Origin of the sequence: Lentzea tibetensis, from assembly GCF_007845675.1 — a bacterium.
GTDB lineage: Bacteria > Actinomycetota > Actinomycetes > Mycobacteriales > Pseudonocardiaceae > Lentzea > Lentzea tibetensis.
The window spans coordinates 88133-101966 of the sequence record NZ_VOBR01000009.1 but is presented as its reverse complement, the minus strand read 5'-3'; the positions used below and the strand labels follow the sequence as shown (position 1 = coordinate 101966).

15 protein-coding genes are annotated in these 13834 nt (G+C 68.4%); 11 read left to right on the top strand and 4 right to left on the bottom strand.

The genetic code is table 11. The annotated features are described in order from the left end of the window. Nucleotides 1-16: 16 nt before the first annotated feature. On the top strand, nucleotides 17-1222 hold the full coding sequence (locus FKR81_RS16235; protein WP_146352769.1) for a SagB family peptide dehydrogenase: 1206 nt from the start codon (nucleotides 17-19) through the stop codon (nucleotides 1220-1222). Here the strand turns inward: FKR81_RS16235 and FKR81_RS16230 are convergent. After that, the gene (locus FKR81_RS16230) at nucleotides 1202-1714 is read right to left on the bottom strand and encodes a beta-class carbonic anhydrase (RefSeq protein WP_146352767.1); all 513 of its coding nucleotides are present in this window, start codon (nucleotides 1712-1714) and stop codon (nucleotides 1202-1204) included. The genes FKR81_RS16235 and FKR81_RS16230 overlap by 21 nt on opposite strands. A 153-nt stretch (nucleotides 1715-1867) precedes the next feature. On the opposite strand from FKR81_RS16230, the gene FKR81_RS43585 reads away from it, so the two are divergent. Further along, entirely contained in the window at nucleotides 1868-2542 is a 675-nt protein-coding gene (locus FKR81_RS43585; RefSeq protein WP_186762997.1) for a hypothetical protein, read from the top strand. Here FKR81_RS43585 and FKR81_RS16215 read toward each other — a convergent pair. The 3 genes from FKR81_RS16215 to FKR81_RS16205 all read right to left on the bottom strand — a co-directional run bounded on the left by FKR81_RS16215 (nucleotide 2535) and on the right by FKR81_RS16205 (nucleotide 5398). Then, complete coding sequence (locus FKR81_RS16215) at nucleotides 2535-2774, bottom strand: hypothetical protein (protein WP_146352761.1); 240 nt, start codon at nucleotides 2772-2774, stop codon at nucleotides 2535-2537. The two genes, FKR81_RS43585 and FKR81_RS16215, sit on opposite strands and share 8 nt — an antisense overlap. A 358-nt stretch (nucleotides 2775-3132) precedes the next feature. Continuing rightward, nucleotides 3133-4236: a LacI family DNA-binding transcriptional regulator gene (locus tag FKR81_RS16210; RefSeq protein ID WP_146352759.1), complete on the bottom strand. Its 1104-nt coding sequence runs from the start codon at nucleotides 4234-4236 to the stop codon at nucleotides 3133-3135. Nucleotides 4237-4351: 115 nt separating this feature from the next. Beyond that, a complete protein-coding gene (locus FKR81_RS16205; RefSeq protein ID WP_146352757.1) occupies nucleotides 4352-5398 on the bottom strand; it encodes a LacI family DNA-binding transcriptional regulator in 1047 nt (348 codons plus the stop codon). 202 nt (nucleotides 5399-5600) lie between these two features. On the opposite strand from FKR81_RS16205, the gene FKR81_RS16200 reads away from it, so the two are divergent. The 9 genes from FKR81_RS16200 to FKR81_RS16160 all read left to right on the top strand — a co-directional run bounded on the left by FKR81_RS16200 (nucleotide 5601) and on the right by FKR81_RS16160 (nucleotide 13834). Beyond that, complete coding sequence (locus FKR81_RS16200) at nucleotides 5601-6860, top strand: extracellular solute-binding protein (RefSeq protein ID WP_146352755.1); 1260 nt, start codon at nucleotides 5601-5603, stop codon at nucleotides 6858-6860. A gap of 112 nt (nucleotides 6861-6972) precedes the next feature. Next, nucleotides 6973-7851 (top strand): carbohydrate ABC transporter permease, encoded by an 879-nt coding sequence (locus FKR81_RS16195; RefSeq protein ID WP_146353057.1) that lies wholly within the window; start codon nucleotides 6973-6975, stop codon nucleotides 7849-7851. Then, entirely contained in the window at nucleotides 7851-8747 is an 897-nt protein-coding gene (locus FKR81_RS16190; protein ID WP_146352753.1) for a sugar ABC transporter permease, read from the top strand. Before FKR81_RS16195 ends, FKR81_RS16190 begins: the two co-directional genes overlap by 1 nt. A gap of 102 nt (nucleotides 8748-8849) precedes the next feature. Then, nucleotides 8850-9950 (top strand): ABC transporter ATP-binding protein, encoded by a 1101-nt coding sequence (locus tag FKR81_RS16185; RefSeq protein ID WP_146352751.1) that lies wholly within the window; start codon nucleotides 8850-8852, stop codon nucleotides 9948-9950. Nucleotides 9951-10094: 144 nt separating this feature from the next. After that, nucleotides 10095-11003, top strand: a complete 909-nt coding sequence (locus FKR81_RS16180; protein WP_146352749.1) for a metal ABC transporter solute-binding protein, Zn/Mn family — start codon at nucleotides 10095-10097, stop codon at nucleotides 11001-11003. Nucleotides 11004-11011: 8 nt separating this feature from the next. Next, the gene (locus FKR81_RS16175) at nucleotides 11012-11806 is read left to right on the top strand and encodes a metal ABC transporter ATP-binding protein (RefSeq protein ID WP_146352747.1); all 795 of its coding nucleotides are present in this window, start codon (nucleotides 11012-11014) and stop codon (nucleotides 11804-11806) included. Then, a complete protein-coding gene (locus FKR81_RS16170) occupies nucleotides 11803-12618 on the top strand; it encodes a metal ABC transporter permease (protein WP_146352745.1) in 816 nt (271 codons plus the stop codon). Before FKR81_RS16175 ends, FKR81_RS16170 begins: the two co-directional genes overlap by 4 nt. A gap of 114 nt (nucleotides 12619-12732) precedes the next feature. Further along, nucleotides 12733-13467, top strand: coding sequence for a GntR family transcriptional regulator (locus FKR81_RS16165; protein WP_146352743.1), 735 nt, complete (start codon nucleotides 12733-12735; stop codon nucleotides 13465-13467). 139 nt (nucleotides 13468-13606) lie between these two features. Further along, nucleotides 13607-13834, top strand: a complete 228-nt coding sequence (locus FKR81_RS16160; protein ID WP_146352741.1) for a 4Fe-4S dicluster domain-containing protein — start codon at nucleotides 13607-13609, stop codon at nucleotides 13832-13834.

Below are 13834 nucleotides of genomic sequence, written 5' to 3'. Positions count from 1 at the left end.
CACATTGTGGCCCACCATGGAGATGATCAGCCTCCATCCCCGGACCCGCATCGCCGCCGCACCCGACGGCGCGGTGCTCGTCGGCCACCCCTGGGGCGTGCACACCGTGCGCGGCGACTACCTCGGCCTGCAACGGCTCGTCGGCACACCCGTCGACCCATCCACTTTGGATGCCGCTGAGCTGCGCTTCCTGGCGACTTTCCCGTTCCTGGTCGTGCACTGGCTCGGCGACGCGCTGCGGCTCGTCCCGCTCGGCGTCGACGCCCGTCCCGCCGAGCCCCTCGCGGACGACGTGCCCGTGCGGCTGTCGCGGTTCGCGTTCTTCCACGGCGCCGACGACCGGCTGGTGCTGGAGTCGCCGCTGTCGCTGTACCGGGCGGAGCTGGATCCGTCGCTCAGCTTCGTCGCGTCACTGGTGCGGGCGCGGCCGATCGGCTCGTTCGCCGGTCTCGAGCGGATGGTCGTGCGGAACCTGGTGTCCGCCGGGCTGCTCGGCGGCGAGGACTCACCCGAGCTGCGCACGTGGGAGTTCCACGACCTGCTGTTCCACACCCGCAGCCGGGCCGGGCGGCACGACCACCCGGTCGGCGGCACCTACCCGCACCGCGACGCCGAGGCGCCCGCGATCAAGCCTGCCGGGCCTGGTCCGGTGATCGAGCTGCTCGTGCCGGGCGAGCGGGACGTGCCGTTCACGACCGTGCTGGAGCGACGGTGCTCGACCCGGTCGTACGGGGAGCGCGGGGTGACCCTCGACGAGCTGGGTGAGCTGCTGCACCGGGCCGCGTGGCGCGGTGGCAGGCCGTACCCGTCCGGGGGAGCGTCGTACGACCTGGAGGTCTACCTGGCGGTGCGTCGCTGCGAGGGCTTGGAGCGCGGCGTCTACCACTACGACGCGTTGGCCCACGTGCTCCGGCTGGTGAACCCGGACCTGGGTGAGCTGGCGCGCAGGCCGGCCGACTTCGAAGATCCGCCTGACGTGCTGCTGGTGATCACGTCGCGGTTCCGCAGGGTCAGCTGGAAGTACACGTCGATCGCGTACGCGACGACCCTGCGGAACGTCGGTGTGCTGTTCCAGACGCTCTACCTGGTGGCGTCCTCGATGGGGCTGGCGGCGTGCGCCATCGGTTCCGGCGACGTCGCCGTGGCCGAGAAGGTGCTCGGCCTGCCCTTCACCGAGGAGTCGACCGTGGGCGAGTTCGCGCTAGGCAGCCTTCGCGTCTGACGCCGTGACCTCGTGCAGCTGGCCGGTGTGGACGTCGTAGACGAAGCCGCGGACCTTGTCCGTGTGCGGGATGAACGCGCTGTGCTTGATGCGGGCCATCGAGCTGCGCACGCTGTTCTCGACGATCTTGAACGCCTCGACGGACCAGGTCGGCCGCAGGCCGGTGTCCTCTTCGAGCTCGTCCTTGAAGCCGTCCTCGGTGACCATCTCGAGGCCGCAGTTGGTGTGGTGCACGAGCAGCACCTCGCGGGTGCCGAGCTTGCGCTGGCTGAGCGCGAGGCTGCGGATCACGTCGTCCGTCACGACGCCGCCCGCGTTGCGCAGGACGTGCGCCTCACCCTGCTTGAGCCCGAAGATCTCGAACACGCGAATTCGGGAGTCCATGCAGGTCAAGATCGTGACGTGCAGAGACGGCTTTGGTGACGAGCGGTCACCGGGAACGACGTTCCCGAGCTCGTAGTTGCGCCTGAGCAGTTCGTCGATCGCGGTCATGAGCACACCTCCATGGCCTGGGACGGACCCCACCTGATGAGTGTGAACGGCTGTGTGTCGTTGACAAGGGTTTTTGGGTCAACATCACGTTCACCGCATCGAGTTACTAGGGGTTACCACGGAATTCCAGGTGGTGCGGATACCTTCGGGCACGTGATCGAGCCCACAGGGCCGCTGCCTTCCTCGGTGTACTGGCGCAGGCGCGCGGCCGCCATCGCCGCAGCCGTGGTCGCGCTGCTCCTGGTCGTGTGGCTCATCGGTGCGGTGTTCAGCGACGACGAGCCGGTCGGCCAGCCGACCAACGTCGCCGCCGCGTCCACGCCGCCGTCGTCCTTCGACCTGGCCACACCCACCACGTCCTCTTCATCGGCCACCGCCAGCCCCACGACTTCTCCGCCACCTCCGCCCCCGCCTCCTCCTCCGCCGCCTGGTCCGCCGCAGCCGTGCCCGGATGACGTGATCGGCGTGACCGCGGTGCCGGAGAAGCCGTCGTACCCGGCCGGGTCGCAGGTCGGGCTGGCCATCGCGATCTCCAACACCGGCAAGGTGCCGTGCATCCGGGACATCGGGCGGCACCTGCGGGAGCTGGTCGTCATGACGGCCGACGGCGCGGTGCAGCTGTGGTCGAGCAACCACTGCCTCGCCACGGCCGGTGACGAGGTGCGGATCTTGCAGCCGGGGGAGAAGTTCGACTTCGGGACCAAGTGGGTGGGCAGCACGTCCGAGCCGGGGTGCGGGAAGCACACGCGGCTGGGGCCTGGCGACTACCTGCTGGTGGCCAAGCTGGGGCCGAAGGCCAGCGCGCCGGTGCCCTTCCGGCTCACCTAGGGCCGAGCAGCGCCGGCCGCAGCTCGATCCACGCGCGCAACTCGTCGGCCACCGCACGAGACTCCACCAGCGGCAGGCAGGGCGTGAGCTCGTGCACCTGGTTCCGCAGCCGACGCAAGATCCGGACCTCCGCCGCGTCCCGCGGGTTCAGCCCGCTGACCGACCCGAGCACGCCAGCGGCGAAACCCAGCCACACGCACTGCCTCGTCCACGGCGGGGAGGTCGGTCCCACGTGAATTGAGGATCGTGAGCGCCATCGGCACCGCACCCTCGTCCACCGCGATCAGCCCGACGCGCGAGGGTGGGTTCGCGGTACTCGGCACACGCGGGCACCTGGACGAGCCGGAGCCTGCCGCACCGCCAGGTCGACGTCGCGGAACAGCAACCGCTTGCGGAACGGGCCGCAGTGCGAGACCAGAGGCCGTCTGACCCGATGGCGGCGCGCTTGATCAGCGAATCAAGGGTCCCCGGCCTGGGGGCACCCCTGATTTCAACTCTGCCATGAAGCACTGACAATTCCGGGCCGGCGGAGCGAGTTGTCCACAGGTCAGCTCGCTCCGCCGGTCAGTTGTCCACAGGGTCCCTCGAGATCAGGGCCCGAACCAGCGCTCTTCGGACGCGCCGCGCGGTGCGGCCGAGGTCTTGCCGACGATCAGCTCCGTCGACAGGTTCACCGAACGCGGACGAGTGCGCTCGTTGGTGTCGAGCAGCAGCTTGCCCGCCGCGCGGCCCTTCTCCAGCACCGGCTGGCGGACCGTCGTGAGCCCGGCCGCCTCGGCCTCGCGGATGCCGTCGAAACCGGTGATCGTCAGGTCGTGCGGCACCCGCAGCCCGCGCCGCGCGGCCTCGTTCATCGCGCCCAGCGCGAGGATGTCCGAGCAGCAGATCAACGCGGTGATCTGCGGGTCCGCGTCGAGCACCTGCGCCGCGGCGGACTCGCCGGACGCGATGTTGTGGTCGAACCGCTCGACGACCGGGATGCGCGACCAGTCGACGCCTGCCTCGCTGAACGCCTCCGCCAGGCCGGACAAGCGGTTGCGCTGCACGTGGAAGTGCGCGGCGTGCTGGCGTTCGGCCGTCACGAAGCCGTCGTTGCGGTCGCGGGCGAGCCGCATGCAGACGACGCCGACGCGGCGGTGGCCGAGCCCGATCAGGTGCTGTGCGAGGGAGTACATGGCGCCGCGGTCGTCGATGCCGACCCGGTCGACCGTGCCCATGTCGGGCTGGTCGCACACGACGGTGGGCACCGGGCGTTCCAGCACGGCGGCGAGGTGCGGGTCGTCGTCGGGCACCGAGTACACGACGAAACCGTCGACACCCGCGCGGTGCACGGACGCGACGTCCTCGCGCTCCGGGTTCGCGGGCACGAGCAGCAGACCGGTCCCCGCGTCTTCGCAGGCCAGTGCCAGCCCCTCCAGGAACCCGATCGCCGCCGGGTCGCGGAACGCGTAAGACAGGTTCTCGGTCAGGAGGAGACCGACGGCACCGGCCTTCCGCGTGCGCAACGACCGCGCAACGGGGTCCGGGCCGGGATATCCCAGCCTCCGAGCCGTGTCCAACACCCGGCGACGCAGCTCGGGGGAGAGCTGGTCGGGACGGTTGTACGCGTTGGACACCGTTGTCCGGGAAACGCCCAGTTCAGCGGCCAGAGAGGCCAGCGTCGCAGGGCGTCGCACATGCATCGACCGCGCCATGAAGTGACCGTAACGGTTCAGAACCAATTACTGAAGCGAGGGTGACCCGTGTCCCTCAAATGCCGCATCGCCGCAGGTTGACCATTCTGGAGTGTCAAGAAGGTGGTCCAGACCATTAAGTGTCTTGTTTGGGCGGTGCCGTCGACTCGCGCACGACCAGCCTCGGCCTGAACACGCGGGTGTAGTTGTCGCTCCCCGGCCTGCGGCGATCCGGATCCAGGCGCAGCACGAGCTCGTCGATCGCGGCCGTCGCCATCTCCTCGATCGGCTGCGCGAGGGTCGTCAGCGCGGGGGAGCTGTACGCCGCGAGCGGGATGTCGTCGAAGCCGACGACGGACAGCTCGTCCGGCACCGACACACCGCGCTGGTGCGCCTCGCGCATCACGCCGAGCGCCATGTGGTCGGACGAGCAGATCACCGCGGTCGGCGCGACCGTCTCGAAGAGCGTCGCCATCGCCTGGCCACCGCCCTCGGCGCTGAACGGCGCGTGCGCGACCAGGTCCGAACCAGCCGGGAGGTGGTGCTCCTCCAACGCCGCGGCCCAGCCCGCGCGCTTCAGCCGGGACGGCAGTGAGCGCGCCGGACCGGACACGAAGCCGATCCGCTCGTGGCCGAGCTCGATCAGGTGCTTCGTCGCCGTGTAGCCCGCGAGTTGTTCGTCCACCGTTACATCCGGCACGTCCAGCGCGGGCGTGGCACCGTTCAGGAAGACCATGTGGACGCCGTCGGCGAGCAACTTCGCGTAGTAGCTCGGCTGCGGCGCCTGCCCGAGCGGCACCTCGACGTTGGTGATCTCAGGTGACACGAACACCATGCCCTCGACCCCGCGGGCCAGGAGCATCCGGACGTACTCCTCCTCGCCCATCGGCGCACCGCTGCGGGTGTTGCACAGCAGCGACGAGTAGCCCAGCCGTGCGGCCCTGGTCTCCAGTGCCTCCGCGAACGCGGGGAACACCGGGTTCGAGAGCTCCGGCACGAGCAGGCCGATCACGCCTGTTCGTTGCAGCGCGCCCAGGCCACGCGGGGTGTAGGGCATCTCCGCCAGCACGGACAGCACGCGCTGCCTGGTCTCCTCGTTGACCCCGGCACGCCGGTTCAGCACGCGGCTGACCGTCGAGATGCTCACCCCGGCTGCCCTGGCGATCTCGGACAGACCCGGCACGGCGCCTCCCATTCGGTAGTGGTGAGCGCAAGGGTGCCGCTTGCAGCAAAATTTTGCAATGCGTCAGCGCCGTTACGGCTCAGTTACGCCCGAGGTCTTGACCTGACCATGGTTGAGGGAGTGAAATCCCCGTCAACAATTCCGCAAAACCTTGCAACAACCTCATCGTCGATGAGGCAAGCAGGAGGGAACGGCAGCAACGATGCGACGTACAACCCTCGTGACCGCCATGGCGACCGGTGTCGCCCTCGTGCTCACCGCCTGTGGCGGCGGTGGCGGCAGCTCGAGCGGCGGCGCCGACTCGGGTGAGGTCACCTTCTGGGACACCAGCGGCCCCAACGAGAGCCCGGTGTTCACCAAGATCGCGCAGGAATGCGCGACCAAGGACGGCTACAAGGTCAAGGTCGAGACCGTCGCCTTCGACCAGGCGCTGAACAACTACAAGACCGCCGCTCAGGGCGGTCAGGGCCCGGACGTCTTCCGCTCCGAGGTCGCGTGGGTGTCCCAGCTCGCGAAGAACAGCCTGATCGTCGACCTCTCCGGCACCGACCTGGCGAAGGACACCAGCGACTTCCTGGAGACGCCGCTCGGTTCCACCCAGTTCGAGGGCAAGGCGTACGCGGTCCCGCAGGTCACGGACTCGCTCGCGCTGCTGTACAACAAGAAGAAGCTCGCCGACGCGGGCGTCGAGCCGCCGAAGACGTGGGACGAGCTGAAGACCGCGGCCGCCAAGCTCGGCGGTGAGAAGTCGTTCTTCCTGAACAACGACGCGTACTACGCGCTGCCGTTCATCTACGGCGCGGGCGGCGACCTGGTCGACACCGACGCGAAGAAGATCACGGTCAACTCGGCGGAGAACGTGAAGGCGCTGCAGACGGCCAAGGGCCTGCTCGACGCCAAGGCCGCGACGACCGCGCTCGACCCCGGCAACTCGTACAACAACATGCAGGCCGCGTTCTCCTCGGGCGAGGCGGCCATGGTCGTCAACGGCCCGTGGGCCGTCGCCGACTACCTCAAGGGCGCCGCGTTCACCGACGCCGCGAACCTCGGCATCGCGCCCGTCCCCGGTGACGCCGCGGGCAAGGGCAGCGCCCCGGTCGGCGGCCACGACTACGTGATCCGCCAGGGCACCAAGGCCAAGACGTCGTCGATCAAGTTCATCCAGTGCATGAGCTCGACCGACTCGCAGGCCAAGATCGCCAAGGAGCTCGGCCTGCTGCCGACCCGCAAGTCCGCGTACTCCAACGCCGACGTCAAGGGCAACGCGGTCGTGTCCGCGTTCGAGCCGGTCGTGAAGACGGCGCACGCCCGCGCGTGGATCCCCGAGGGCGGCCAGCTGTTCGACCCGCTGAAGATCGCCTACGCCGACGTCCTCGCAGGCAAGAAGGAGGCCAAGGCGGCGCTCGACGAGGTCGCCAAGGCGTACAAGGACACCGTCGTCACCGAGTACTCGATCGGCTGATCTGAGGTCGTGAGTGACCAGGAGGGCGACAACCCTCCTGGTCACTCACGACCCTGTCTGAGGGGAGTGTTCGGTGCGACGGTTCCTGGACCGTTACTGGTACGCGTACGCGATGGTGCTGCCGGTCGTGGTGGTCATCGCCGTGCTGGTGCTGTACCCGCTCGCGCAGGGCGTCTACTTCACCTTCACCAACATCAACGAGGCCAACATCGCCAACCCGGTCCTCGACCGGCCGGCGACGTTCGACGTGGTGGGCTTCAAGAACTACCTGAACGTGCTCTCGGGCGACCAGAGCTACGGCGCGTTCTGGGGAACGCTGGTCCGCACGCTCATCTGGACGTTCAGCTGCGTGTTCTTCCACTACACGATCGGGCTCGGCCTGGCGCTGCTGCTCAACCGGCAGGTCAGGGGCCGCACGCTCTACCGCGTGCTGCTGATCCTCCCGTGGGCCGTGCCGGGGTTCATCAGCGCGTTCGCGTGGAAGTACATGTTCAACGCGCAGTACGGGATCATCAACCAGTTCCTGCGCTCCATCGGCCTGCCCGACCCGGTGTGGCTCGGCCAGTCGAACTGGGCGCTCGTCGCCGTGATCATCGTGAACGTGTGGCTCGGCGTGCCGTTCCAGATGGTCGCGCTGCTCGGCGGCCTGCAGTCGATCCCAGGTGACCTCTACGAGGCGGCCGAAGTGGACGGTGCCACGCCGTGGCAGCGGTTCGTGCACGTGACGCTGCCGGGCCTGCGTTCGGTCTCGTCGACGGTGATCCTGCTCGGCATCATCTGGACGTTCAACATGTTCCCGGTGATCTACCTGATCGCCGACAAGAACCCGAACACCCGGATCCTCGTCACCTACGCGTTCGAACGGTTCTTCTCCGGCGCCTCCCGCGACTACGCGGTCGCGTCGACCTACGGTGTCCTGATCCTCTCGTTGTTGTTGGTCTTCGCGTCGGTCTACCGCCGTGCGCTCCGCAAGCAAGGCGAGGTGTGGTGATGACGCTCGACGCCACTTCGCTCCAGGTCGTCAAGGCCTCGGACGCGCGGCTGAAGCGGACCGACCGGTCCCGTCTCGCCTCCTTCGGCCTCCACGCCACGCTGATCATCGCGTCGTTCATCGCGGTGTTCCCGGTCTTCTGGGTGCTCGTCACGTCGTTCAAGCCGGACGCGCGCGCGGTCGAGACGACACCCAAGCTGGTCAACGAGTCCTCTTTGGACAACTACTCGCGGATCCTCGCCGGGGACAAGGGCGGCTTCCTCACCTGGTTCGGCAACTCCGTGCTGATCGCACTGCTGACGACGATCATCGCCGTGTTCCTGGCCGCGACGACGGGCTACGCGGTGTCGCGCTTCCGGTTCCCCGGCAAGCGCGGCCTCATGATGTCGTTCCTCGTGGTGCAGATGTTCCCGTTCGCGGTCCTGATCGTGCCGCTGTACAACGTCCTGCTCACCCTGGGACTGCAGGGGAACTCGTTCGGCCTGGTGCTCGTGTACTGCACGACCGCCGTGCCGTTCTGCACCTACATGCTCAAGGGCTACTTCGACACGATCCCCATGGACATCGACGAGGCTGGCCGCGTCGACGGGCTCTCCCCGTTCGGCGTCTTCTGGCGGCTGGTGCTCCCGCTGGCCAGGCCGGGCCTCGCGGTCACCGCCTTCTACGCGTTCCTGACGGCCTGGGGCGAGGTCGCGTTCGCGTCCGCGTTCCTGTCCGCCGCGGACGAGTCGAAGACGCTCGCGGTCGGCCTGCAGGTGTTCGTGCAGCAGAACCGGACCGAGTGGGGCCACCTCGCGGCGGCGTCCATCCTGGTCTCGATCCCGGCCGTCATCGTGTTCTACCTGGTGCAACGCTTCCTGGTGACCGGTCTGGCGTCCGGCGCCGTCAAGGGCTGACACGTCTCTGTCGTTGCAAGCGCTTACGTTCCGCGGAGGTGTTCCCGTAAGCGCTTGCAATGAATAGCTTGGCGCTAACGCTTGAAGTGAAAGGTGCGTCACATGGCCGAGGTGTCCTACATCAAAGCTTCGCGGGTGTTCTCCGGGAACCCGCCCGTCCGAGCGGTGGACGAGCTGTCGCTCGACGTCGCGGACGGTGAGTTCCTGGTGCTGGTGGGACCCTCGGGCTCCGGCAAGTCGACCGCGCTGCGCATGCTGGCCGGCCTCGAGGACGTCGACGAGGGCGCGATCAACATCGGCGGCAAGGACGTCACCAACGTGCCGCCGAAGGGCCGGGACATCGCGATGGTGTTCCAGTCGTACGCGCTGTACCCGCACATGACGGTCGCGGAGAACATGGGCTTCGCGCTCAAGCTGCGCGGCGTCAACAAGGCCGAGATCAAGGAGAAGGTCGCCGAGGCGGCCAAGATGCTCGACCTCACGAAGTACCTGGACCGCAAGCCGAAGGCGCTGTCCGGCGGCCAGCGGCAGCGCGTCGCGATGGGACGCGCCATCGTGCGCGAGCCGTCCGTGTTCCTCATGGACGAGCCGCTGTCCAACCTGGACGCCAAGCTGCGCGTCGAGACCCGTGCGAACATCGCGGCGCTCCAGCAGCGCCTCGGCACGACCACGATCTACGTCACGCACGACCAGGTCGAGGCCATGACGATGGGCCACCGGGTCGCGGTGCTCAAGGACGGCCTGCTGCAGCAGTGCGACACCCCGCGCGCGCTGTACGACCGGCCGGCGAACGCGTTCGTCGCCGGGTTCATCGGCTCGCCCGCGATGAACCTCAAGACCGTGCCGCTCACGTCCGAGGGCGCGAAGCTCGACGGCATCGTGGTGCCGCTGTCGCGGTCCGCGCTCGACGCGGCGTCCAGCGAGCAGCTCGCCGAGGTCACGTTCGGCATCCGGCCCGAGGCGCTGGCGCTCGTGCCGTCCGGCGACGAGGGCATGGAGATGACCGTCGAACTCGTCGAGGAGCTCGGTGCGGACGCGCTCGTCCACGGCGCCGTGAAGATCGGTGACTCGAGCGAGCGCTTCGTCGTCCGCGTCGACGGCCGCACGCCGCCGTCGCTGGGCCAGAACGTGAAGGTCGTCGTCCGCGACGCGACCGAGATCCACCTGTTCCACCCGGAGTCGGGCGCACGCCTGGAGGCCTGAGTTCGAAGTGTCAAAGCCCACCTCAGCACCGCTGGGGTGGGCTTTCGCACACCCGGAGGTGGACAAGACGGCCACGGAGCGTCTTAAGATGAACTCGACAACGGTTTCCATTCCTAGATCGCGTGAACTGTCGAGGTGCCTCCGATGACTCTCCGCAACGCCCTGATCGGCGCTCTGGTCGCCATCAGCCTGACCGCGTGCGGGGCAGGCGCGACCACCACCGGCAACGGCAAGATCAAGGTCGCCGCGTCCACGAACGTGTGGGGCAGCGTCGTGCAGGCCGTCGGCGGTGACGCGGTCGAGGTCACCTCGATCATCAACGACCCGGCGTCCGACCCGCACGCCTACGAGAGCAAGCCCGCCGACGCCGTCGCGGTGCGCGAGGCCGAGCTCGTCATCTTCAACGGCGGCGGCTACGACGACTTCTTCGCCAAGCTGCTCGGCACCGAGACCGAGGGCGCCAAGAAGATCGAGGCGTTCGTGGTGGCCGGCAACGAGGCGCACGCCGCGCCGGACGGCGCCGAGCACGACCACGAGACGAACGAGCACGTCTGGTACGACCTGCCGACCGTGAAGAAGGTCGCCGAGCAGGCCGCGGTCGACCTCGGCGAGGTCGCACCGGACAAGAAGGCCACCTTCGAGGCGAACGCGAAGGAGTTCGGCACCAAGATCGACGCACTGCTCGAGCGCGTCCAGAAGGTCAAGCACGAGCAGAAGGTCGTCGCGACCGAGCCAGTCGCCCACTACCTGCTCGACGCCGCCGTCGCCGACGACGTGACGCCCGAGGCGTTCACCAAGGCCGTCGAGGCCGAGTCCGACGTGCCCGCAGCCGCGCTGGCCGAGACCAGGCAGCTGGTCGAGACCAAGCAGATCGCCGTGCTGATCGACAACTCGCAGACCGAGAACCCCGTGACCAAGCAGCTCGCCGAGAGCGCGAAGGCGCAGGGCATCCCGGTCGTGTCCGTGTCCGAGACGCTCCCGGAGGGCGTCACGGGTTACCTTGACTGGATGACGCAGCAGGTGGACGCGTTGGTCAACGCGCTCGGCAGGTGACCGCCACGATGACGCGATCCGCCGTCGCGCTGCGCGGCGCTCGACTGTCCTACGGCGACAGAGTGCTGTGGGACGGTCTCGACCTGGAGATCGAGCCCGGCGAGTTCATCGCCGTGCTCGGCCCGAACGGGTCCGGCAAGACCAGCCTCATGCGCGTGCTGCTCGGCCTCCAGCCGCTGTCCGCGGGCACCGTCGAGATCGCGGGCGGCAACCGCCGGCGCATCGGCTACATCCCCCAGCAGCGCGCCGTCGACCACTCCCTCACGCTGCGCGGCCGCGACCTCGTCGGGTTCGGGCTGGACGGGCACGAGTGGGGCACCGGCCTGCGCGGCCGCGGCGTGCGCAGGCGGAAGGTCGACGAGGCGCTCGCCGCCGTCGGCGCCACGAGCTACGCGGACGCGCCGATCGGGCTGCTCTCCGGCGGCGAGCAGCAGCGGCTGCGGGTCGCCCAGGCGCTCGTCGGCGACCCCGAGGTGCTGCTCTGCGACGAGCCGCTGCTGTCGCTCGACCTCGCGCACCAGCGCAGCGTCAGCGACCTGATCGACGCGCGCCGCCGCACCGCCGACACGGCCGTGCTGTTCGTGACGCACGAGATCAACCCGGTCCTGCCGCTCGTCGACCGGGTGCTGTACCTGGTGGAGGGCCGCTTCCGGATCGGCAAGCCGTCCGAGGTGATGACGTCCGAGACGCTCTCCGAGCTGTACCGGACGAACGTCGAGGTCGTGAAGGTCCGCGACCAGATCCTCGTCGTCGGCGCCTGCGAAGAGGGGCAGTCGCACCACCTGGCTGGAGAGGACGCATGACCTTCGGTCAGCTGCTCGGCATCGACTTCGTCCAGCAGGCCCTCATCGCGGGTGCCGTGCTCGGCCTCGTCGCGGGCGTGATCGGACCGCTCGTCGTCACCAGGAAGATGGCGTTCGCCGTGCACGGCACGAGCGAGCTCGCGTTCACCGGCGGCGCGGCCGCGCTGCTGCTCGGCGTCAGCGTCGGCTACGGGTCGTTGATCGGCTCGGTCGTCGCGGCCCTGCTGCTGGGACTGCTGAGCCAGCGCGACTCGGACCGCGACTCCGTCGTCGGCTCGATCCTCGCCTTCGGGCTGGGGCTGGGCATCCTGTTCGTGGCGCTCTACAAAGGACGCACCACCAACAAGTTCGGCCTGCTGACCGGGCAGATCATCGGTGTCGACACGACGAACCTGTGGCTGCTCGTCGGCAGCTCGGTCGGCGTGCTGGCCGTGCTGGCGTTCATCTACCGGCCGTTGCACTTCGCGTCCGTCGACCCGGATGTCGCCGTGGCGCGCGGGGTTCCGGTGAAGACGCTGACGATCGTCTTCGCGGTGCTCGTCGGTGTCGCCACGGCGTTGAGCGTGCAGATCGTCGGTGCGCTTCTCGTGCTCGCCTTGATGATCACGCCCGCGGCGGCCGCGTGCCGGGTGACCGCGTCACCGCTGCGCGCGACCGTGTTGTCGGTCGTGTTCGCCGAGGTCGCCGTGCTGGGCGGGATTCTCCTGTCGCTGCAACCGGGTCTGCCGGTGAGCGCGTTCGTCACGGCCATCAGCTTCGTGATATACCTCGTATGCAGAGCTATCGGGGTGCGCCAGCGACGTTCCACATAGTGGACCCGGCGCCAGGTGGCGTTACTGCGCACTTTGCGCTGCTCGGCGCGCTGACCAGGTGGCGTAACACGCGCGTAACAAACTGATCGTCGTTCTCCGTCCAGACTGTGGCGCATGAGCAGCCAACGTCAGGGATCACCCGAGCGGCGCCTCCGCGCCGACCGGGCCCGGCAGGCTGCGGACGTCATCCGCCAGCAGGTCGTCGGCCGCGCTTACCCAGGCGGTGTGCTGCCGGACGAGCGCTTCCTCGCCGCCGAGTTCTCGGTGTCGCGCAACAGCATCCGCGAAGCGCTCGACCTGCTGCGCGAAGAAGGCCTGATCGACCGCGTGCCCGGTGTCGGCACGGTCGTCGTCACCGAGAAGTACGCGCACGGGCTGAACCAGTTGATGGGACTGGCCGAAACCCTGCACGAGCACGGTGACGTCACCAACGACGTGCGCGCCCTGGGCGTGATCAAGGCGCCCTCGTCGGTCGCCGCGCGACTCGGCTCTCCTGATGTCGTGTACGTGGAACGGTTGCGGCGCCTCAACGGCCTGCCGCTGTCGCTCGACCTGACCTACCTCGCGCTCGACGTCGGCGAGCCGTTGCTTGGACTGGACCTCGAGAACCGCGACATCTTCTCGCTCATCGAGCAGACCTCGGGCCGTTCGCTGGGCGCCGCGTCCGTGACGCTGGAAGCCGTGAACGCCGACGCGCACTCCGCCGCTGTGCTGGAAGTGCCGCGCGGGTCTGCGTTGATGGTCGTGGAACGGCTGAGCCACTTCGCCTGCGGCCGCCCGGTCGACCTGGAGTTCATCCGCATGCGGGGCGATCGCCTCACCATGCGAGCGGAGCTGCGCCGGTCATGAACATCGCGCCTCGCTTCCGCCTGCACGTCGACCTGCGTCGACAGGCTTCCGCTATCTGTCGCTGATATGTAGCGACATATCTAGTTATGTAGCGATATATCGCGATCTATCTTTTCCTTCTACCTACTGGAGACCACTCATGGCTCTGGTCAACAACCGTGCCGATGTTCCGGTGACCATCGACGAATCCAAGTGCATCGACGGCTGCCGGCTGTGCGTCGACATGTGCCCGTTGGACTCGCTGGCGATCAACCCCGAGACCAACAAGGCGTACATGCACGTCGACGAGTGCTGGTACTGCGGCCCGTGCGCCGCCCGCTGCCCCACGGACGCCGTGACCATCAACATGCCCTACCTGCTGAGGTGA

What these genes read in the sequence shown, in the direction of transcription:
- FKR81_RS16180 (WP_146352749.1), top strand. Translation starts at nt 10,095, where the DNA reads ATGACTCTCCGCAACGCCCTGATCGGCGCTCTGGTCGCCATCAGCCTG.
- FKR81_RS16210 (WP_146352759.1), bottom strand. Translation starts at nt 4,236, where the DNA reads ATGGCGCGGTCGATGCATGTGCGACGCCCTGCGACGCTGGCCTCTCTG.
- FKR81_RS16175 (WP_146352747.1), top strand. Translation starts at nt 11,012, where the DNA reads ATGACGCGATCCGCCGTCGCGCTGCGCGGCGCTCGACTGTCCTACGGC.
- FKR81_RS16170 (WP_146352745.1), top strand. Translation starts at nt 11,803, where the DNA reads ATGACCTTCGGTCAGCTGCTCGGCATCGACTTCGTCCAGCAGGCCCTC.
- FKR81_RS16160 (WP_146352741.1), top strand. Translation starts at nt 13,607, where the DNA reads ATGGCTCTGGTCAACAACCGTGCCGATGTTCCGGTGACCATCGACGAA.
- FKR81_RS16185 (WP_146352751.1), top strand. Translation starts at nt 8,850, where the DNA reads ATGGCCGAGGTGTCCTACATCAAAGCTTCGCGGGTGTTCTCCGGGAAC.
- FKR81_RS16195 (WP_146353057.1), top strand. Translation starts at nt 6,973, where the DNA reads ATGGTGCTGCCGGTCGTGGTGGTCATCGCCGTGCTGGTGCTGTACCCG.
- FKR81_RS16230 (WP_146352767.1), bottom strand. Translation starts at nt 1,714, where the DNA reads ATGACCGCGATCGACGAACTGCTCAGGCGCAACTACGAGCTCGGGAAC.
- FKR81_RS16200 (WP_146352755.1), top strand. Translation starts at nt 5,601, where the DNA reads ATGCGACGTACAACCCTCGTGACCGCCATGGCGACCGGTGTCGCCCTC.
- FKR81_RS16235 (WP_146352769.1), top strand. Translation starts at nt 17, where the DNA reads ATGGAGATGATCAGCCTCCATCCCCGGACCCGCATCGCCGCCGCACCC.
- FKR81_RS16190 (WP_146352753.1), top strand. Translation starts at nt 7,851, where the DNA reads ATGACGCTCGACGCCACTTCGCTCCAGGTCGTCAAGGCCTCGGACGCG.
- FKR81_RS16165 (WP_146352743.1), top strand. Translation starts at nt 12,733, where the DNA reads ATGAGCAGCCAACGTCAGGGATCACCCGAGCGGCGCCTCCGCGCCGAC.